The 17,408-nt window shown below is 65.1% G+C and carries 18 protein-coding genes; 9 read left to right on the forward strand and 9 right to left on the reverse strand.

Annotation, left to right across the window (positions count from 1 at the left end; all coding sequences use genetic code 11):
• Positions 1 to 24: 24 nt before the first annotated feature.
• From AA0Z93_RS18610 to ligD, 4 genes are read right to left on the reverse strand one after another with little or no spacing between them, the layout of a single operon-like run.
• Positions 25 to 708 (reverse strand): glycosyltransferase, encoded by a 684-nt coding sequence (locus AA0Z93_RS18610; protein WP_413047492.1) that lies wholly within the window; start codon positions 706 to 708, stop codon positions 25 to 27.
• On the reverse strand, positions 705 to 1,304 hold the full coding sequence (locus AA0Z93_RS18615; protein WP_413047491.1) for a class I SAM-dependent methyltransferase: 600 nt from the start codon (positions 1,302 to 1,304) through the stop codon (positions 705 to 707). The genes AA0Z93_RS18610 and AA0Z93_RS18615 overlap by 4 nt, the downstream gene beginning before the upstream one ends.
• The gene (locus tag AA0Z93_RS18620; protein WP_413047490.1) at positions 1,301 to 2,344 is read right to left on the reverse strand and encodes an acyl-CoA dehydrogenase; all 1,044 of its coding nucleotides are present in this window, start codon (positions 2,342 to 2,344) and stop codon (positions 1,301 to 1,303) included. Before AA0Z93_RS18620 ends, AA0Z93_RS18615 begins: the two co-directional genes overlap by 4 nt.
• A gap of 59 nt (positions 2,345 to 2,403) precedes the next feature.
• Positions 2,404 to 4,911 (reverse strand): DNA ligase D, encoded by a 2,508-nt coding sequence (ligD, locus tag AA0Z93_RS18625; RefSeq protein WP_413047489.1) that lies wholly within the window; start codon positions 4,909 to 4,911, stop codon positions 2,404 to 2,406.
• A gap of 158 nt (positions 4,912 to 5,069) precedes the next feature.
• On the opposite strand from ligD, the gene AA0Z93_RS18630 reads away from it, so the two are divergent.
• Both AA0Z93_RS18630 and AA0Z93_RS18635 read left to right on the forward strand, forming a co-directional pair.
• Positions 5,070 to 5,528 carry a phosphotransferase system, HPr-related protein gene (locus AA0Z93_RS18630; RefSeq protein WP_413047488.1) on the forward strand — a complete coding sequence of 153 codons (459 nt, stop codon included), beginning with the start codon at positions 5,070 to 5,072 and terminating at the stop codon, positions 5,526 to 5,528.
• 51 nt (positions 5,529 to 5,579) lie between these two features.
• Positions 5,580 to 5,765: a metallothionein gene (locus tag AA0Z93_RS18635; RefSeq protein WP_413047487.1), complete on the forward strand. Its 186-nt coding sequence runs from the start codon at positions 5,580 to 5,582 to the stop codon at positions 5,763 to 5,765.
• A 490-nt stretch (positions 5,766 to 6,255) separates the two neighbouring features.
• Here AA0Z93_RS18635 and AA0Z93_RS18640 read toward each other — a convergent pair whose 3' ends face one another.
• The 5 genes from AA0Z93_RS18640 to AA0Z93_RS18660 form a co-directional block, all read right to left on the reverse strand.
• A complete protein-coding gene (locus AA0Z93_RS18640) occupies positions 6,256 to 8,691 on the reverse strand; it encodes a glucose/quinate/shikimate family membrane-bound PQQ-dependent dehydrogenase (RefSeq protein WP_413047486.1) in 2,436 nt (811 codons plus the stop codon).
• Positions 8,692 to 8,797: 106 nt separating this feature from the next.
• The gene (locus AA0Z93_RS18645; protein ID WP_413047485.1) at positions 8,798 to 9,658 is read right to left on the reverse strand and encodes a CAP domain-containing protein; all 861 of its coding nucleotides are present in this window, start codon (positions 9,656 to 9,658) and stop codon (positions 8,798 to 8,800) included.
• Between the two features lie 294 nt (positions 9,659 to 9,952).
• Complete coding sequence (locus tag AA0Z93_RS18650; RefSeq protein WP_413047484.1) at positions 9,953 to 10,828, reverse strand: ABC transporter permease; 876 nt, start codon at positions 10,826 to 10,828, stop codon at positions 9,953 to 9,955.
• The gene (locus AA0Z93_RS18655; RefSeq protein WP_413047483.1) at positions 10,825 to 11,841 is read right to left on the reverse strand and encodes an ABC transporter substrate-binding protein; all 1,017 of its coding nucleotides are present in this window, start codon (positions 11,839 to 11,841) and stop codon (positions 10,825 to 10,827) included. Before AA0Z93_RS18655 ends, AA0Z93_RS18650 begins: the two co-directional genes overlap by 4 nt.
• A 120-nt stretch (positions 11,842 to 11,961) precedes the next feature.
• On the reverse strand, positions 11,962 to 12,441 hold the full coding sequence (locus AA0Z93_RS18660) for a hypothetical protein (protein WP_413047482.1): 480 nt from the start codon (positions 12,439 to 12,441) through the stop codon (positions 11,962 to 11,964).
• 230 nt (positions 12,442 to 12,671) lie between these two features.
• On the opposite strand from AA0Z93_RS18660, the gene AA0Z93_RS18665 reads away from it, so the two are divergent.
• The 7 genes from AA0Z93_RS18665 to AA0Z93_RS18695 all read left to right on the forward strand — a co-directional run bounded on the left by AA0Z93_RS18665 (position 12,672) and on the right by AA0Z93_RS18695 (position 17,293).
• A complete protein-coding gene (locus AA0Z93_RS18665; protein ID WP_413047481.1) occupies positions 12,672 to 13,070 on the forward strand; it encodes an NUDIX domain-containing protein in 399 nt (132 codons plus the stop codon).
• Positions 13,071 to 13,287: 217 nt separating this feature from the next.
• Positions 13,288 to 13,428 carry a hypothetical protein gene (locus AA0Z93_RS18670; protein WP_413047480.1) on the forward strand — a complete coding sequence of 47 codons (141 nt, stop codon included), beginning with the start codon at positions 13,288 to 13,290 and terminating at the stop codon, positions 13,426 to 13,428.
• Between the two features lie 141 nt (positions 13,429 to 13,569).
• Positions 13,570 to 15,657, forward strand: coding sequence for a PAS domain-containing protein (locus AA0Z93_RS18675; RefSeq protein ID WP_413047479.1), 2,088 nt, complete (start codon positions 13,570 to 13,572; stop codon positions 15,655 to 15,657).
• A 149-nt stretch (positions 15,658 to 15,806) separates the two neighbouring features.
• Complete coding sequence (locus tag AA0Z93_RS18680; protein WP_413047478.1) at positions 15,807 to 16,133, forward strand: hypothetical protein; 327 nt, start codon at positions 15,807 to 15,809, stop codon at positions 16,131 to 16,133.
• Between the two features lie 73 nt (positions 16,134 to 16,206).
• Positions 16,207 to 16,536 (forward strand): hypothetical protein, encoded by a 330-nt coding sequence (locus AA0Z93_RS18685; protein WP_413047477.1) that lies wholly within the window; start codon positions 16,207 to 16,209, stop codon positions 16,534 to 16,536.
• Positions 16,537 to 16,668: 132 nt separating this feature from the next.
• On the forward strand, positions 16,669 to 16,905 hold the full coding sequence (locus AA0Z93_RS18690; protein WP_413047476.1) for a hypothetical protein: 237 nt from the start codon (positions 16,669 to 16,671) through the stop codon (positions 16,903 to 16,905).
• 43 nt (positions 16,906 to 16,948) lie between these two features.
• The gene (locus AA0Z93_RS18695) at positions 16,949 to 17,293 is read left to right on the forward strand and encodes a hypothetical protein (RefSeq protein WP_413047475.1); all 345 of its coding nucleotides are present in this window, start codon (positions 16,949 to 16,951) and stop codon (positions 17,291 to 17,293) included.
• Positions 17,294 to 17,408 lie beyond the last annotated feature (115 nt).

The following is a 17,408-nucleotide window of genomic DNA, read 5'->3' on the forward strand; positions in this document are numbered from 1 at the left end:
CCCCAATCGCCCGCCACCGACCGGTCAATGCGCCGCCAACGGCTTGACCGGCTCGCAGGCGGCCAGATTCACCAGGTAGTCGCCAAAGCCCTCCCGCGCCCGGGCGTCGCCACGGCTACTGGTGGCCACGCTATGGCGTGCGGTCCAGACGATTTGCGCGCCGCTGGCCTGCAGCGCTTGCACCAGGTGCACGTCTTCATGGGCCGCCAGTGGTTGGAAACCGCCCACCCGCTCGTAGGCCCGCGCACAGACCCCCAGGTTCGCACCATGAATGTGCCGATGACCCTCACGCGCTTCATACCGGCTACGGTACAGCGCGCGTAGCGCAGCGGTCTGCCAGGGCTGCCAGCGCTCGATGTGCACGGTGCCGCATACCGCGTCCGCAGTGCATTGCATCTGCCAGCTGAGCCAGTGCGGCGGTACCCTGCTGTCGGCGTCGGTGCAGGCCAGCCAGCGCGCGCCGCGTTCGAGCATGTGCTGGGCACCGGCCTGGCGGGCAACGCCGACATTACCGGCATCCACGCTCAGGGTGGCTACGCCGTGGCGCTTGGCGACCGCTGCGGTGCCGTCCTGACAACGGTCGAGCACCACCAGGATTTCCACCCGATGCCCAAGGGTCTGCGCCTGTGCGGCGGCAGCCTGTACGGCGCGCAGGCAGTGCCCCAGACGTCGAGCCTCGTTGTGTGCAGGAATCACCACGGCAATCATGAGCAGGTCTCCTCGAGGTCGACGGCACGCGGTTGGCGAGCCCAATAGGCCAGTTGAAAATCGATTTCGTCGTGCAGCACCACCTGGTGCAGGCCCAACTGGTCGGCCAGCGCGGCTTGCACCTGCGGGCCGGTCTGTGGGCAACCCTCGATGGGGTGGCGGTAGTGACAGGCCAGCAGTCCGCCGTCTTCGGTCAGGCTGTCGCGGGCGCGTTCGATCACCTGGAGCCAATCCTGCGCCGACAGGTAATAACCCACCTCGCTGAGCACGATCAGGTCGAAGCGCTCTTGCGGCCAGTCATCGGGCATGCGCGCCTGTTGCACGCTGACATGCTCGAAGCCGCTCAAGCGTGCGTGCGCCAGATCCACGGCCCTGGGGTCGAGGTCCTGGCACACCAATCGCTCGCAACGCTCGGCAAGCGATGCGCTCAATTCGCCGTTGGCGCAAGCCGGTTCGAAGATGCCGGCATAGCGTTGGCGGGGCAGGCAGGCCAGGATCAGGTCGCGCTTGCGCCGCTCGTACCAGCGGGTGCGGAAAGCCCAGGGGTCGTCGTTGTCGGTGTAGAGGTTGGCGAAATAATCGGCATCGACGCTCATAGCGACCAGTCTCCCGAAGCGCTTTGCGCAAGCTGTTGGCCCAAAGCGGCGAGGTCGCGCTCGGCATGGCTTTGACGCAGGTAGACAGGCAAGTCGGCGCTGAGCCTGGCGAAATGCGCGGTGCGACAGAAGGGCGTTGCGCCCAGGGCGCGTCCCACATGATGGATGACCTCTTCGGCGGCGGCTTCGACCAGGGCACGGGTGCGCCGCACCGGTCGTTCGGCATCGAGCGCTGGATGGCGGTCGATCCAGTGCGCGCAATCACGCAGGGCAAGGCGAGCGCCTTGCAAGGCGACATCCACCGCGCCCAGGTGCGCCTGGGCATGGGCATCGGCACGCGGTGTGCGGCAGTGCTCACGCAGGTAACGCGCCAGCGCTTCGGTCGCACCGTACCAGCAGGCTGCGATGCCGCCGCCGCCTTGCCAGAAGCCTGGCCGATCGAGGTACTGGCCGGGTGCGCCGATGGCCGTGCCGGGGCTGCGGTCGAAGTCGATCTCGACGCTTGCCGTGCTGGCCATGCCCACGGCCTGCCAGCCCATGGCGGTAACGCGTTGGGCGGGGTGCTTGAGGTCGATGGCCACCAATTGCGGACGATCGTCGTCGCTCCAGGCCGTGATCAGCGCCCGGTCGATCTGCAAGGCGCCCGAGCACCAGGCCTTGCGTCCGGCCAGATGCACCTGGTCACCGTCCCGGGCGACGATCCGCGCCCGTGCGTCCGGCGGTTCGGCCGCCCATACGCCCCAGATACCCTCGCGGGCGAAGCTGGGCGGTGCGCACTCGGCCAGGATGGCCAATGCATCGGTATGGCCTTCGTAGAGCTTGGCCAGGCCCAGGTCGCAGCCTGCCACGCGCGCAAGGGTCTGCCAGCGTTGCAAGGTGCGGCCCTGGCCCGGCAGGGGCAGGGCGTCATAGTGGCTGCCGTGGAGCGAGCGCATCAGCGTCTCGAGCGCAGCGTCGAGCCCAGGCACGGCAGGCCTTGCGGCGAAGTCGTCGAGCAGCGTGTCGAGCGACGGCGGGACGGTAGCGGCGCAACGTGTCATCGGCTCAGTTCCATTGTCCGTTGGGTGGGGGTTGAGGGTGTCGGCGGCGGGTGTGGTGATCATCCATCCAAGCCCAACTGCCGGCGCATGCCTTTGGTGATCGACTGGCGCGTGGTGTGGAGGTCGGCCCAGGGGTCCTGGAGGTCGGTCAGGCGTTCGAGCACCGTATCGATGTTCCATTGGTCGGCGCCCTTCAGGCGCGTGATCTCCTCGCGGGCGATGGGCACCGACACGCTCATGCCCGGTCGGGCGCGCAGCGAGTAGGCACACACGGTGGTGGCGCCCAAGCCATTGCGCAGGTAGTCGATGAAAATCTTGCCAACCCGGTTCTTCGGGCCGGCCACTGCGCTCAGACGGTCGGGGAAGAGCCCGGCCAGATGCTCGACGATGGCCTGGGTGAAGGTTCTGACTTCATCCCATCCGGCACGGCGGATCAGAGGCACGACCAGGTGCAGCCCTTTGCCCCCGCTGGTCTTGATGAAGCTCTTCAGACCCAGGGTGTCGAGCAGGGTCAAGGTCAGTTGGGTCGCTTCGATCATGGCCTTCCATGGCAGGGCCGGGTCGGGGTCGAGGTCGAGTACGAAGCGGTCGGGCTTGTCGAAGGCGGTCTCGGTAGCGTTCCAGGTGTGCAGCTCGACGGTGTTCATCTGCACCGCGCCCAACAGGGCAGTGGCGCTGCCAAGCACCATCGCCGCTTGGCCGGCCTCGGCTTTTGCGTAGGTGCGCAGATCGGGCAGGTTGAGGTGCGCAGCATGCTTTTGGAAGAACAGCTCACCGTCCAGCCCCTCCGGTGCACGGACCAACGCCACGGGACGATGTTGCAGGTGCGGCATGATCCAAGGGGCTATCTGCGCGTAATACTCGGCGATCCGGCGCTTGGTCACCCCCGTGCTGGCATCGATGACGCGCTCGGGGTGGGTCAGGTGCAGATCGCCGCCAGGGTTGGGTCGGCGTCCGGCCGTTGCCGTGCTGGAGCGTTGTTTGCTTACGGCAGGCTCGGCCTGCTCATGGGCGATGCTTTGGGCAGGCTTGTCTTCGCGCAGGCCATGGAACACTGCATGGCGCACGATGCCGTCGCGGGTCATCTGCGCATAGGCGACTTCGGCCAGTAAGGTCGGGCTCAGCCAATGCACGCCACGTGCGGCTGTGCCGGCAGGAGGGTTGAGCAGGGCGGGCTGCTCGGCGTGCAAAAGGTGCAGCCGATCGTGCAGGTGTTGCAGCGTCTGCGCGCTGAAACCGGTGCCGACCCGGCCCGCATAGCGCAATTGGCCTTGGTCGTCGTGCAGCGCCAGGAGCAGGGCGCCCAGGCCCTGACGACTGCCCTTGGGGTCGGTGTAACCGACGATGATGAATTCCTGACGCTGCTGGCACTTGAGTTTGATCCAGTCGTGACTGCGCCGTTCTCGGTAAGGGCTGTCGGCGCGCTTGCCGATCAGGCCTTCGAGCTGCAACTGGCAGGCGCTCGCCAGCAACGAATCGACCGGCGCCTGGAAATCTTCGGAAAAGCGTAGGGCTTCGGAACCGTTGGCCTGCAGCACCTCTGCCAGCGCGGCGCGGCGTTCGTGCAATGGGGCGTCGCGCAGGTCCCGGCCGTCGAGCCAAGGCGCGTCGAACAGGTAATAGGTCAGGGCACTGTCGTCATGCGCGTCGAACGCGTTTTGCAGTGCTTGGAAATCGGCCACGCCTTCGTCGTCGACCACCACCACTTCGCCGTCGAGCCAGCCCGACTTGAGTTTGAGCTTGCGCAGTGCCTCGACCTGGCGCGGCAGCTTGGCGCTCCAGTCGTGGCCGTTGCGGGTGAACAATCGGATGTCCTTGCCGTCGATTCGCGCCAGCAGGCGATAGCCGTCGAACTTCACTTCGTAACGCCAGTCCCCGGCCGGGGGCTCGTTCACCAGCGTCGCCAGTTGCGGGCTCATCTGCTCCGGCAAGGCCGCTTGGCGTCGGCTGCGCTTGCTGGGCGCTTTCGCCTTGCCCGTTTCAGGGGCAGCGGCGTCGGCGGTCCGACCAGGCAAGACGGCATCGCTCAGCACGCTGTCGGGAAGCGCCTGTACGATGCTGTAGTCGTCTTCGCTGCGTGCTTGTTCGTCGTTCGACTTGATCAGCAGCCACTGTTCTTTCTTGCCCGCCAAGTGCGTGCGAAACAGATTCCAGGTGCCCGACAGTTTTTCGCCTTGCAGACGAAAACGCAGTTTGCCTTTCTCGTAGGCCGCACGGGCGTCGCCTTCCGGCTCCCAGATGCCGCGATCCCAGACGATGACGTCGCCCGCGCCGTAGTGACCTTCGGGAATCGAGCCTTCGAAACTGGCGTAGTCGAGCGGATGGTCTTCCACATGCACGGCCAAGCGGCGCTGTTTGGGGTCCAGCGATGGGCCTTTGGGAATTGCCCAGCTTTTCAGGGTGCCGTCGAGCTCCAGGCGAAAGTCGTAATGCAGATGGCTGGCATCATGCTTCTGGATGCAGAACTGCAATGCCTGGGCCTTGCGGGTCTTGCGGCCCGTGCCTGCAGGTTCGGGCGTGGCGGCGAAGTTCCGCTTGCGCTGGTACTCCTGCAACGGCTTGGCCATGACGGTAGGCTCCGTAAGGGAATGGACGTCCGTCAGTTAGGAGCAGGGCCGCACCAGGTGAGTTCAATAAAACGGACGGGGCAAGACGTGCGAGAAACTGAATCATTCGGTCCCTGGCGCAGTCGACCGTATGGACTAAATTCGATGGAGTGCCTCCCATGGCCCAAGCAGACGAAAAGCGCGCGTATACCCCGACCGAGATCGACACCATCGAGGACCGCATCGGCAGTGTCCACCCCCTCGATTTCAACGAGGATGACGATGCTCCCAAAGGCCGCATCGGCGATGAGCTTCCCGAAGCCGAGGCCGATCTGGCGTTTCCCCAGGAGCGCGCTGCCGAAGCCGGCATGACCGGTGGCGAAGCGCTGGGCGAAGGTGTGCACGAAGATGGCGTCACCGAAGACGACATGAGCCCCGAGACGCTGCTGCCGGACGATGGTGCGCTCGACCAGCACGATCTGGGTAGCGCTGCGACCCCCGCCGATCAGGACCTGACCGAGGTGGATGGCAACGAGATTGGTGCTGGCCACGGCCAGGACGAAGCCGAACTGGCCCATACCCATCCGCTGGATGGCAAGCCATGGTCGGATGATGAGGATTCCGGACGACCGGAATAACGCGTGAAACCGGACCACCGGACACGTACATAAACCTTGGAGGAAAGCACGATGACCAGCCAGACCTGTGCCTGCCCGCACTGCAACTGCGAACTCGACAACCACGCCGTCGAGCGCGGCGGCAAGCGCTACTGCTGCGATGCCTGCGCCAGTGGCCATGCCCACGGCGAAGCCTGCCAGATGGGCCAATGCGGCTGCGCCAAAAACGCCAGCGGCGGCGACCGACGCTCGAGCTGATCTCCAGTAGCGGAGCGGACACGGAAAAGCGGTCTTGGCTGATGCCCGTCAACCAAGACCGCGCACAACCAGCCCGTACTACGTCCATGTAGGAGCGCCGAACTGGCCCCTTCTACAAGATCGCGACCCGTTACGGACAGATTTGATGCCGAATAATCTGTAGGAGCGACTTCAGTCGCGATGGCCGGCATCGCCGGCCCAATCCAAGCAACGCGATGCAGCAGATCGATAGTGTCGTTTTAATTAGGCCGGCTGCGCCGGCCATCGCGGCTCAAGCCGCTCCTACAAGATTGTGATGAAGCCGCTTCATGGGATCGTGACTGAACCCGCGCCAGAGGATCATGGGTAAAATCACTTTCATAGGATATTGGCCCTTTACAACAGGCTTGCTGTCGAATCAATGAATGCGGTGGGGAAGCGGAGCGCCGAATCAGCTGCGCTCACACAATCACCATCGCTCAAGATAGTTGGCTGCAAGCCATAGCCACAATCAACGCTTCTGCTCGCCCTCCGGCAGCGCGTACGCGATCACATAATCGCCACGGTCCGTCGACTGCCGCGCACCGCCTGCGGTGATCACCACGTATTGCTTGCCGGTCTTGGGCGACACGTAGGTCATCGGGCCGCCTTGGCTGCCTACCGGCAGACGGGCCTTCCAGATCTCTTCACCGTTGGCGCTGTTGTAAGCGCGCAGGTAGAAGTCCTGGGTGCCGGCGATGAACACCAGGCCGCCTTGGGTCGACAGGGTGCCGCCCAGGGTCGGCAAACCGATGTTGATCGGCAGATGCATGCGGATGCCCAAAGGGCCGGTGTCTTCGACGGTGCCGACCGGCACTTGCCAGGCGACCTGGCGGGTCTTCATGTCGATGGCGGTCAGGGTGCCGAAAGGTGGTGCTTGGCAAGGAATGCCGGCGATCGACAGGAAGCGGTTCTTGTTCACGGCGTACGGTGTGCCCTTGAGCGGTACCGCGCCCATGCCGGTGTTCAGCGCTTCGCCGCCCGACGAGGCAGGCGCGTTCTTCTGCGCCGGCACCATCTGCACCCACAGGCCCAAACGCATGTCGTTGACGAAGATGAAACCATGCACCGGGTCGGTCGACAGGCTGCCCCAGTTCATGCCGCCCAGCGAACCCGGGAAGCTCAGCGAGCGATCGGTGCCGGGTGCGGTGTACAACCCGTCGTAACGCATGCTTTTGAAGTCGATGCGGCACAGCAGTTGATCGTAGGGCGTGGCGCCCCACATGTCCGACTCGGTCAGGGTCTGTGCGCCGATCTGCGGCATGCCCACCGATTTGGGCTGGGTCGGCGAGTAGGGCTCGTTGGGGATGTTGCCGGGCTTGACCGGCACGTCCTCGACTTTGGTCAGCGGCTGGCCGGTGGCACGGTCGAGCACGTAGATCTGCCCCGCCTTGGTGCCGATCACCACGGCAGGCACGGTGGTGCCGTCGTCGCGGGTGAAGTCGATCAGGCTCGGCTGCATGGGCAGGTCGAAGTCCCAGAGGTCGTTGTGCACGGTCTGGTACACCCACTTCTGGTTGCCGGTGGAGGCGTCGAGCGCCAGTACCGATGCGCCGTAGGTGTGGTCAAGGCGCGTGCGTTCGACGCCATAGATGTCGGTCGACGACGAACCCATCGGCAGGAACACCGTGTTCATCGCCGGATCGTAGGACATCGGTGCCCAACTGTTGGGGGTGCTGCGCACGTAAGTCTGACCGGCCTGCGGTGCCTCGCGCTGTTCGGGATTGCCAGGGTCGAAGGCCCAGCGCATCTGCCCGGTGATGACGTCGAAGCCGCGCAGCACGCCGCCCGGCATGTCGGTCTGCACGTTGTCGGCCACGCGGCCGCCGACCACGACCGTGGTCCCGGCCATCAGCGGCGCCGACGACAGTTGGTAGTACGAATCGGGGACGTTGCCCAGGCCTTCCAACAGATCGACTTGGCCGTTCTTGCCGAAGCCTTCGCAGAACGCGCCGGTATCGGCATCCACGGCGATCAGACGGCCGTCGATGGTGTTGGTCAACAGGCGGCGCTGGCAGTTGGCACCGGGCGCCACTTGGGCAACGGGCACCGGCGTGCTGTTGGGCTGGGTCGGCTGCGCCAGTGGCGCGCTGGCGTCGAAGTAGGCCAGGCCGCGGCAGCGCTGCCAGACCTTGGACTGGGCGTTGATGGCGTTTTTCCACAACGCTTTACCGGTGTCGGCATCGAGCGCGATCAGGTTGTTGTGCGGCGTGCAGATGAACACCTTGTTGCCGATCTGCAGGGGGGTGAGCTGATCTTCGGCACCGTTGCCGTCGCTGATCGCCACATCGCCGGTGTGATAGGTCCAGGCCACCTCGAGCTTATCGACGGTGTCGCGGTTGATCTGGTCCAGCGCGGCGAAGCGGCTGCCGCCTTCGGTGTTGCCGTAATGGGCCCAGTCCTTCTGCGCGGCGGCAGGGTCGACCGGCGTCAGACCAGGACCGTTGCCGGTGGGCGCGACGCTGGGGTGGGCGACGAACATGTTGCCCACGGTCACCGCCAGCAGCACGGCCATGACACCCGCCACGCCATAGGCGCCGCGCCCGCCGTCACCGCCATTGGCACGCACCAGCAGTGGATAGACCAACGCCACCACCAAACCAATGGCGCTGAACATGAACAGCCGGGAGAACAGCGGCCAAAATGCCAGGCCGGCATCGGCCACCGCCCAGAGCGCGGTCGCGGCCAGAAACGCGGCGAACAGCCAGGCGCCGAGCGGTTTGCGCAGGGCGATCAGCACGCCGGCCAGGGCCATGGCCGCACCGCCGAGCAGGAAGTACCAGGAACCGCCGCGGCTGATCAGCTTGATGCCGCCAGCGGCCAGGAGCAGGCCGAGCAGGGCGATGACCACGCCCAAGCCGGCCAGAAGGAAAAGAGAAACGCGTGAAGGGCGCGATATGGGTTTCATGCCAAGAGTTCTCGCAAGTGGAATGGGCGAGAGTCTAAGCGCTTAGCAAGCTAATTAACAAGTTGGTACATAAAATTTAGTGACCAATTGTCGCAGGGTATTGCGCTCACTGCGGCGTGCCGAACAGCCCGGTCCAGTAGATTCCGGCGTCGCTTTTCGGGTCGACGGCATAGGCGGCGCCCAGTTCGTGGAAGGCAGGGTTCATCAACGTGGCGCAGTGCCCCGGGCTGGCCAGCCAGCCATCGACCACCTTGCGTGGCGTATCGCGGCCAGCGGCGATGTTCTCGCCGATCTGCTGATACAGGTAGCCGGCCAGCTCGGCGCGATCGCCTGGGGTGCGGCCGTCCCGGTCGATGTGGTCGAAGAAGTTCTGGTTGGCCATGGCCCGGGTATGGTTGGCGGCAACACCTGCCAGTACGTCGCTCCAGGTCAGCGGCGGGGCTTCGGCGAAAGGCTGGCCGCCGCACTGGCGCGGCAGCTTGCGTGCGGCGTTGACCTCTTGCAGCAGTTTCCGGCCTTCGGCCTGCCAATCGCCAAGGCGCCCGCTGAGCAGCGGCCGGGCCAGCACGATGCGCCAATCGCGGCCTTCCTGGCTGACGCCGATATCGACGAACTGCGGGTCGAGCACCACTTGGCAGAAGCTTTCCTTGACGACGTTCATCGCCGCGTTGGCATCGCGCGGCCCGGACAGGCTGATGGCCTGCACGTTGACCATCGGGTAGGCCGCGCGGCTCATGGCCTGTTGCAGGTCGCGGGTGCCCTCGGGCGAAAGTGCCAGGCGTGTGTCGCTGTTGAGCGGCGGCAGCTCCAGGGAGGCTTCGCCACCGCAGGGCTGGGCCTGGCTGCGCCAGAGGTTGATGGCGTCGATCAGGTGCGCTTCTTCGCCGCTGACCGCCAGCGCCTGGGGCGACAGGGTCAGGCCGAGCGACAGGACGGCGCAACAGGCCGCTGAGGTGAGGACGCGCATGGTGATCTCCCTATGACTGGCAGCGGCCCTTTCCCAGGGACGCGCTGCCATCCTACACAAGCGCCGGGCGTTTGGCCCTGCGCCGTGCATCGAGCTGAAGGCGCCGCCGGTAAGCGGCTAAAGGAGGCAGTAGACCGGACATGCCGGCAAAAGTGCGACGCAACCCACAAATGGGGGCCAACGGCTAGGTGCGACACGGCGTTGGTCTGCGATCGGCCACGGCCACATCCAGATCCGAGCACTCTGCGCCGCCTTAGCACGAGACGACCGTCTGGGCCTGGCGCCGAACGCGGGTCAAGCGGGCGGCCGTTCACCACGGCCACGTGCCCTGGCATGGCCATAGCCCTGGCTGATGCGGTCGATGACCATGGCCAGCGCTACGATGGCCAGGCCCGCTTGCAGCCCTTGCCCGACGTTGAGGGTCTGAATACCGGCCAGCACGTCCTCGCCCAGGCCGCGGGCGCCGATCATCGAGGCCACGACCACCATCGACAGGGCCATCATCACCGACTGGTTGAGCCCGGCCATGATGCTCGGCATGGCCAGCGGCAAGGCGACCCGGCGCAGGCCTTGCCAGCGGCTGGCACCCAGCCCCCGCGCCGCCTTGAGCAACGACGGGTCGATCTGCGCAAGGCCCAGGTGGGTCAGGCGCACCAGTGGGGGCAAGGCGTAGATCAGCGTGGCGAACACCGCCGGTACCTTGCCCAGGCCGAACAGCATCAGCACTGGAATCAGATAGACGAATGCGGGCAAGGTCTGCATGACGTCCAGCACCGGCAGCAGCAGCCGCCGCGCCAGCCTGCGGGTGGCCAGGAGCACGCCCAGCGGCACGCCGATCAGCACACAAAGCGCGGTGCTCACCAGTACCAGGGCCAAGGTCTGCAACAGTTTGTCCCACAAGCCGAGCATGCCGATGCCGGTCACCAGCGCCATCAGCACCAACGCACGCAGCACGCTGCGGTTGGCATGCCAGGCCAGAACACCGACCACGGCCACCAGCAGCCACCACGGCATGACCCGCAACAGGTCTTCCAACCCCACAAGAAGGCCCAGCAGCTGGTTGGACACACTGCGTAAATGGTCGCCGTAATGCAGCACCAGCCAATCGACCCAGGCGTTGATCCCGTCCGCGAAGGAAAACTGCAGATTCTCGGGAAAGCCACCGTTCACAGGGCGGCCTCGACCCTTGCCGCCTGCTCGGCAGGCAGCCAGGCTTTCCACACCTGCGGATGACCCTTGAGGAACGCCTTGGCGGCTTCGCGGGCAGGCTGACGGGTGCTGCTCATGTCGGCCAGGGTCTTGTTCAGCACATCGATGGGCAGGTCGACTTTTTCGAACACCGCGACCAAGTCCGGGTATTGCTGGCGAAACGCTGCCGACACGCCGATCGACAGCTTGGCCGGCAGCGAGCGGCTGCCGCGTGGCGCGGCGTTGCGCGGATCGGTCAGCGTGGCCCAGGCGGCCGCATCGTAGGGCGGCTCTTCCAGGCGCACCAAGTCATACCGGCCCATCAGCGGCGTGGGGCTCCAGTAATAGAACAACACCGGTTTGCCGAGTTTGATGGCCGACGTCACTTCGGCGTCCAGCGCGGCGCCCGAGCCGCTGCGGAAGTTGTTGTACTGGCCGTCGAGACCGTAGGCCTTGAGTTTCTGGCTGTTGACGGTCTCCGAAGTCCAGCCGCTGGGGCTATTGAGAAAGCGGCCTTTGTCGGGCTGTTCCGGGTCCTTGAATACCTGGGGGTAACGCTTGAGGTCGGTCACGCTGCGCAGGTCGGGTGCCAGGGCGGGCAAACCACGCGCCGCATCGCCCTTGATCACGTAGGCCGGCACCCACCAGCCTTCTTCGGCATTTTTCACCGTATCGCCCAGCGCGAACACCTGGCCGGCCTGCTCGGCCTTGACCCACGCTGGGCTGCGTCCCGCCCATTCCTCGGCGATCACCTGCAGGTCGTTGCGCGCCAGAGCCACCTCCATGCTCACCGTGCTGCCCGGCAGGGTGTCGGTGGTGTAGCCGTACCCAAGCTCGGCGATCAGACGCAGGACTTCGGTGGTCAGCGCACCGCTCTCCCAGCCGATGGCGCCGAAATGGATGGGTGTGGCGGGGGCGGCGGCCGCGACGCGCTCGGCGCCGAGCAGGCCCAGGCCCAGCGCAAGGCTGGCCAGCAAGGCGGGAAGGGTTCTCATGGCGGGGGTGTCCTAGGGAAAAGGTGAGGGCAAGTGTAGACGAGCCGTCACTTTTCCCAACGAGCCCCAGGGTCGGCGTTGCGGCAAGGCCGAATCGCCTTGCCCAGGGCCCGACCCGCCTCAGTGTGGCAGTTGCGCCAACGCCGTACGCAATTGCGCGACATCGCTGAAGCGGCGTTGCTGCACCATCTGCCCCTCTTCGAGTTGCACCCACTGCACGGTGTCGCGGTCGCCGCCGTAGCGACCGGCCACTGCGCCGGTCTGGTCGAGCACGATGCGGTAGCTCGCCGAGCGCATCGCCGGCACCATCACCATCTTCGCCACCGAAGGCATGCGCTCGACATCGGCCACGTAGATCACCTTGCGCGCTTCCAGGTAACCGGCAGGCTCATCGCCGAGCGCTGCGTTGACCATCTTGGCGCTGGCCATGCTGCGGGCCACCAGCAACACCTGGGTCGTGTCGTCCAAGGTATAGGGGGTGTCGTGCTGATCGAGCAACGTCCAGGGCGCGCGCGCATCGCTGCCGTCGGCGTTGCTTTCGGCGGCAGCCAGGGCAGGGGCGGACAGGCACAGGGTCAACAGCAGGGGAAACCACTTCATGGCGGGCCACTCAGGTCGAAAGGGCTGAACGATAATGGCTGAGCGCCAGATTGCCAACCGATGCTTTGACGGCGGGCCCGCTGCGCCGTGCTGGCTCGGTCCGTGAGGGATCGTATCCGTTGGTAGCGATGTGCCTGCACCCTGTGGAACTTAAGCGGCTTGGCGCCTGTCACTAGCACAGGCGCGCATGACCCGGGCCTGTATCAAGGCGCTTGCCAGGGGGATGCCGGATGGCTTCGAAAAAACAGCGTGAGACCAGACTGCGAGCCACCATCCTTTGCCTGCGCAGCCGCCAGGTCTTGCTAGTGAAGAAAAAAGGCGGCAAGTGGAATTTCCCAGGCGGCGCGATAGAGCCGGGCGAAACGGCCGAACAAGCCGCTGCGCGCGAACTCGAAGAAGAAGTCAGCCTCGGCGACCAAGGCTTGCTGGCGCTGTGTTCGGTGACCACCGACAGTACCCTCCACCACGTGTTCACTGCGCAGTTCGACGGACGCACCAAGCCTGTTCCCGCCAACGAGATAGCCGAGTGCAAATGGGTGGGCTTGGACGCGTTGCAACGTACGCCCTTGACGGCCGCCGCCATGGCGCTGCTGTCGATGCAACTGCCCGCGCTGGTGGACTTTTTCTAGTCAGGCGAATCGTTTAAGCCAACCGACGCACCTTGGCACGAATTTCTCATTCCTACGGCGGTTGTCCCGATAATGAGTTGATTCGCACACTTTCCTTTCCCCAACAACACAATAAGGGGGTTCCATGAGCTGTTTGATCTGTGCTGGCCAGGCAGAGTCCGTCGAGTGTTCCTCCGGTTGGGAGGAAAGAAGCTGCTCGCACTGTGGTTGTTACCGAATGTCCCAAGCCCTCATCCTGCAGATGATGGAGGAGGGACAGATCTTCGACTCCACCAAGATGCGTGCCTGGTTGACCCGTCAGCGAAGCCAGGTCGCCGTGCCGTCGATCGAGTTCTCCCACGCGATCCTGATGCAATGACCCTTCATCTCGCAACGCGCGGCGTACTCGATCGAGACGCCGCCCCATGCCTTCGATAGCCTGGCGTTCACAAACCCTGCAGCACGCATGAACCCCCATGCCGGCAAGCGGTCAGACAGTCCAGAGTCAGGACCGAGGCAAATGATGGACCTCTTCGACAAGCCCCCCGTCGATCCCCAGGAAAACGCTGAACGCGAGCCGCGCGCCCCGAGCGAAGCACAGGAACGTCTGCAGTTGGCACTCGATGCCGGCGCAATCATCGGCACCTGGGTGTGGAGCGTGCCTGACGACCGCCTGACGGCTGACGAGCGCTTCGCCGAAGCCTTCGGGCTGTGCCCGCAGCGTTGCGCAGCCGGCATCTGCGTGAAGGATGCCTTCGCCTCGATCCACCCCGACGACCGTAACCACGTCACTGCACTGATGAACGCTTCGCTGCAACATGGCGGTGCCTTTCGCTGCGAGTACCGCGTGTTGCGCAGCGACGGCCAGTACCACTGGACCGAAGGCAGCGGCCGCGCCGAGCTCGACGCCCAAGGGCGTGCGGTGCGTTTCCCCGGGGTTCTGCTGGACATCGAAGCGCGGCGCGCGGCCGAGGCCGAGCGCGACCGTGTCACGGCCATGCTGCACACCTTCACCTCGGCCGTACCGGGTGTGGTCTACGCCAAGGATCGCCAGGGCCGCATGCTGGTGGCCAACCACGGCACCACGCTGTTGATCGGCAAGCCGCCGAGCTTCTATCTGGGCAAGACCGACCTGGAGTTTCTCGAAGACGAGCGACAGGCGCGGCAGATCATGCAGACCGACCAGCGCATCATGCGCCAGGGCCGGCCCGAGCAGGTCGAAGAGCGTGTGGACATGCCCGACGGCACCGAGGCCATCTGGCTGTCGAACAAGGCGCCGCTGTTCGACAAGCAGGGTGTGGTGATCGGGCTGATCGGCTCGTCCGTGGACGTCACCGCGCGCAAGACCACCGAAGCGGCCTTGCAAGAGCTCAACCGTGAGCTGGAAACCCGCGTCGACCAGGCGGTAGCCGAGCGCGAGGCCGCCCAGGCCGCGCTGCGCCAGTCGCAGAAGATGGAAGCGGTGGGCCAATTGACCGGCGGCATCGCCCATGACTTCAACAACCTGCTGGCAGGCATCAGCGGCAGCCTCGACCTGATCAGGCTGCGTCTGGGTCAGGGTCGCCTGGCCGATGCCGAGCGCTACCTGGGCGTGGCCCAGGGTGCGGCCCAGCGCGCCGCAGCACTGACCCATCGCCTGCTGGCCTTTTCGCGGCGGCAGAACCTGATGCCGGTGCCCACCGACGTCAACGCACTGATCCGCGGGCTGGAAGACCTGGTGCGGCGCACGGTCGGCCCCTCCATCACGGTCAAGGTCGACCTCAGCAGTACCGCCGTCACTTGCCTGGTAGACCCGGCGCAGCTGGAAAACACCTTGCTCAACCTCTGCATCAACGCCCGTGACGCGCTCAAGGGTGGGGGGTGCATGACCATCAGCACCTGTGACCAATGGCTAGAAACCGGCCCCGGGTTGGACCCGGAGCTGGCCGCCGGGCGTTACTTCACTCTGTGTGTGGCCGATGACGGCACGGGTATGAGCCCGCAGGTCCTGGCCAAGGCGTTCGAGCCGTTCTTCACCACCAAGGCGGTCGGCGCGGGCACCGGCCTCGGCCTGTCGATGATCTACGGATTCGCCAAGCAGTCCGGCGGCCAGGTGCGCATCGAGTCGGTGGAAGGCGAGGGCACGCGCGTCTATTTGCAGTTGCCGAGCCAGGCCGTGGCCGCGACGCCCGTCGCCGAAGTGGCGCCGATCCTGCCCGAGGCCATGGCGGCCCGGGGCGAAACCGTGCTGGTGGTCGACGACGAGCCGTCGGTGCGCATGTTCGTCAGCGAAGTGCTGGTCAGCCATGGATACCGCGTGATGGAGGCCGCCGACAGTCAATCGGGTTTGCAATTGCTGCGCTCGGACGTGCACATCGATCTGCTGGTGACCGACATCGGCTTGCCAGGCACCCTCGACGGTCGCCAGATGGCCGACGCCGGCCGCCTTTGTCGGCCTGCGCTGCCGGTGCTGTTCATGACTGGCTTCGCCCAGCCCCATGTGCTCGAAGATCGGCCCCTGGAGACCGCGATGGCGGTGTTGACCAAGCCCTTCGCACTCGAGCGCTTCTTCCATGGCATCAACACCTTGCTGGGCAAGACCCCGGAGTCTGACGACGCGCCTGGCTGAGCCACGCCAAACACCTGGAAATAACCTACGCGGCAACGCCCTGGCGGCGTGCCGTTCTGATACCCTCATGCACACTTCGCCATTTACACCGATCGGCCTGCGAGCTGCGCCGATAGCACACGACCTCATCGAGGATAGGGAGATTCACCATGACCGTTACAGACCGTCTGAGCCTGCTTCAGTACGAGCATTTGAGCCTGGGTGGGTCCGCAGCGGCTCAGTTCACCCAATCCCTCGACGCCCTGCGCGTACTCAATCTGGCCGAACGCTACGAGCATCCGGCGGCGCTGTACCTGGGCGACATCGCCGACGTCGAAGACCGTGACGAACTGCTGTGTGCCAAGAGCCTGGCGTTGGGTTTCGTGCATGGCTTGATCGTCGCCAAAGTCATCAGCGAGAACCAGGGCGAGGACTTGCGCCAGGTGTTCCAGGACGCCGCCGACCGCGCCTTGGCAGCACTGGCCGACCCGACCTGATCACCGATCCCGATTGCAGGTCGCTTTCTAGCGCAGCCCACTTTGCACCCAGTACCTGTCTGGAATCACGCGCATGTATCCCACCACCCCCGACGGGCGCTACTTCGTGGTCAAGGGGCAGCTATGGCGTTGTACCAATCCTGGATTGAGCGAGGCAGAGCGCCAGCGCCTGGTCAAGGCGTTGATGACCGCGCGCCGTGCGGTGAAAGCCGCCAAAACCTGCGATGATCCCGAAGCCATGCGCCACGCCCGTGCTTCGGTGGATGACGCGAAGATCGCCTTGGGCGAGCGCGGGCCGGTGTGGTGGGACGACGGCAGCCCCGACTACAACCGCAAACGTGTCGCCAATAGTCCCTACGCGCAGTGGTTCAGCGATGAGGTCGAAAGCGGCGACGCTTCATGATGTCGGTGCTCCCTGTCTTGCGGCAAAGCCTATGCAAGGGCAGCTCCGGGCGTGCCTGACGAACTAATTGCTGACTGATGGGTCAGCATTTTGTGTTCGTTGTCGTCATCCCATTCTTTTGGAGCGCTCTGTATGCCTTTCTATACCCTCGACTATCGTGTGGCCGGCCAACCTCACAGCCATCGTCTTGAGTTGCAACAACCGCAACTCTCTGAGCACGAAGCAGCGATGCATCTGATCCTGCTGCACTTCGGCGACAGCGAGAACAGCCTGGTGATCCCTGCGGCCGACGCCACTGCAGAAGAAATCATGGCCCAGGCACAACTGCTGGGATTGAGTGATATCGAGGTCGCCGAGACATGCGCCTGAGGTGTCTCACCTATGCCGCGCACTGGGTGTGGGCCGGTCTGGCATGAGCGGCGTCCCTGCCGCACGTCTGCAGCTGTGGCAAGCCTTGTCGCAGCTGTTTCTGGACTGCGAAGTCAGTGAAGCGACCCTCGACCACATCGCTCGCACCGTCCACAGCAGCGGCTATGCCCCAGCCCAAGCCGAACGCATCCTCTGGGCAGAGGTGTATCCGGTGCTCAGGCACAACCTCTACAGCCCGGCCGGCGAATGGGCTGGCTGGAGCGACGACTGGCTGTTGGCGCACGTGCGGGTCGACTGTTCATCCGCACGCCCGCGCAACACTTCGGTGGCGCGGGAAATCGCCCGTTGCTGGCGGTGCGTACTGGATCAGATCGAAGGCAAGCGGTGACCGCACGGCCTGGCCCAGGCCCTCTGAGTCACATGCCCGTCCAAATCCGATCAAACTTTGCCGCAGCGCGGCAGGTCATTCCTAAGTAGCCATCGCTCACCAAGGGCTGGCAGCT

It is taken from the genome of Pseudomonas phoenicis (assembly GCF_047302395.1).
Classification (GTDB): Bacteria; Pseudomonadota; Gammaproteobacteria; order Pseudomonadales; family Pseudomonadaceae; genus Aquipseudomonas.

What these genes read in the sequence shown, in the direction of transcription:
- AA0Z93_RS18655 (WP_413047483.1), bottom strand. Translation starts at nt 11,841, where the DNA reads ATGAGAACCCTTCCCGCCTTGCTGGCCAGCCTTGCGCTGGGCCTGGGC.
- AA0Z93_RS18645 (WP_413047485.1), bottom strand. Translation starts at nt 9,658, where the DNA reads ATGCGCGTCCTCACCTCAGCGGCCTGTTGCGCCGTCCTGTCGCTCGGC.
- AA0Z93_RS18620 (WP_413047490.1), bottom strand. Translation starts at nt 2,344, where the DNA reads ATGACACGTTGCGCCGCTACCGTCCCGCCGTCGCTCGACACGCTGCTC.
- AA0Z93_RS18615 (WP_413047491.1), bottom strand. Translation starts at nt 1,304, where the DNA reads ATGAGCGTCGATGCCGATTATTTCGCCAACCTCTACACCGACAACGAC.
- AA0Z93_RS18675 (WP_413047479.1), top strand. Translation starts at nt 13,570, where the DNA reads ATGATGGACCTCTTCGACAAGCCCCCCGTCGATCCCCAGGAAAACGCT.
- AA0Z93_RS18690 (WP_413047476.1), top strand. Translation starts at nt 16,669, where the DNA reads ATGCCTTTCTATACCCTCGACTATCGTGTGGCCGGCCAACCTCACAGC.
- AA0Z93_RS18695 (WP_413047475.1), top strand. Translation starts at nt 16,949, where the DNA reads ATGAGCGGCGTCCCTGCCGCACGTCTGCAGCTGTGGCAAGCCTTGTCG.
- AA0Z93_RS18610 (WP_413047492.1), bottom strand. Translation starts at nt 708, where the DNA reads ATGATTGCCGTGGTGATTCCTGCACACAACGAGGCTCGACGTCTGGGG.
- AA0Z93_RS18630 (WP_413047488.1), top strand. Translation starts at nt 5,070, where the DNA reads ATGGCCCAAGCAGACGAAAAGCGCGCGTATACCCCGACCGAGATCGAC.
- AA0Z93_RS18640 (WP_413047486.1), bottom strand. Translation starts at nt 8,691, where the DNA reads ATGAAACCCATATCGCGCCCTTCACGCGTTTCTCTTTTCCTTCTGGCC.
- AA0Z93_RS18635 (WP_413047487.1), top strand. Translation starts at nt 5,580, where the DNA reads ATGACCAGCCAGACCTGTGCCTGCCCGCACTGCAACTGCGAACTCGAC.
- AA0Z93_RS18660 (WP_413047482.1), bottom strand. Translation starts at nt 12,441, where the DNA reads ATGAAGTGGTTTCCCCTGCTGTTGACCCTGTGCCTGTCCGCCCCTGCC.
- AA0Z93_RS18665 (WP_413047481.1), top strand. Translation starts at nt 12,672, where the DNA reads ATGGCTTCGAAAAAACAGCGTGAGACCAGACTGCGAGCCACCATCCTT.
- AA0Z93_RS18670 (WP_413047480.1), top strand. Translation starts at nt 13,288, where the DNA reads ATGTCCCAAGCCCTCATCCTGCAGATGATGGAGGAGGGACAGATCTTC.
- AA0Z93_RS18680 (WP_413047478.1), top strand. Translation starts at nt 15,807, where the DNA reads ATGACCGTTACAGACCGTCTGAGCCTGCTTCAGTACGAGCATTTGAGC.
- AA0Z93_RS18685 (WP_413047477.1), top strand. Translation starts at nt 16,207, where the DNA reads ATGTATCCCACCACCCCCGACGGGCGCTACTTCGTGGTCAAGGGGCAG.
- ligD (WP_413047489.1), bottom strand. Translation starts at nt 4,911, where the DNA reads ATGGCCAAGCCGTTGCAGGAGTACCAGCGCAAGCGGAACTTCGCCGCC.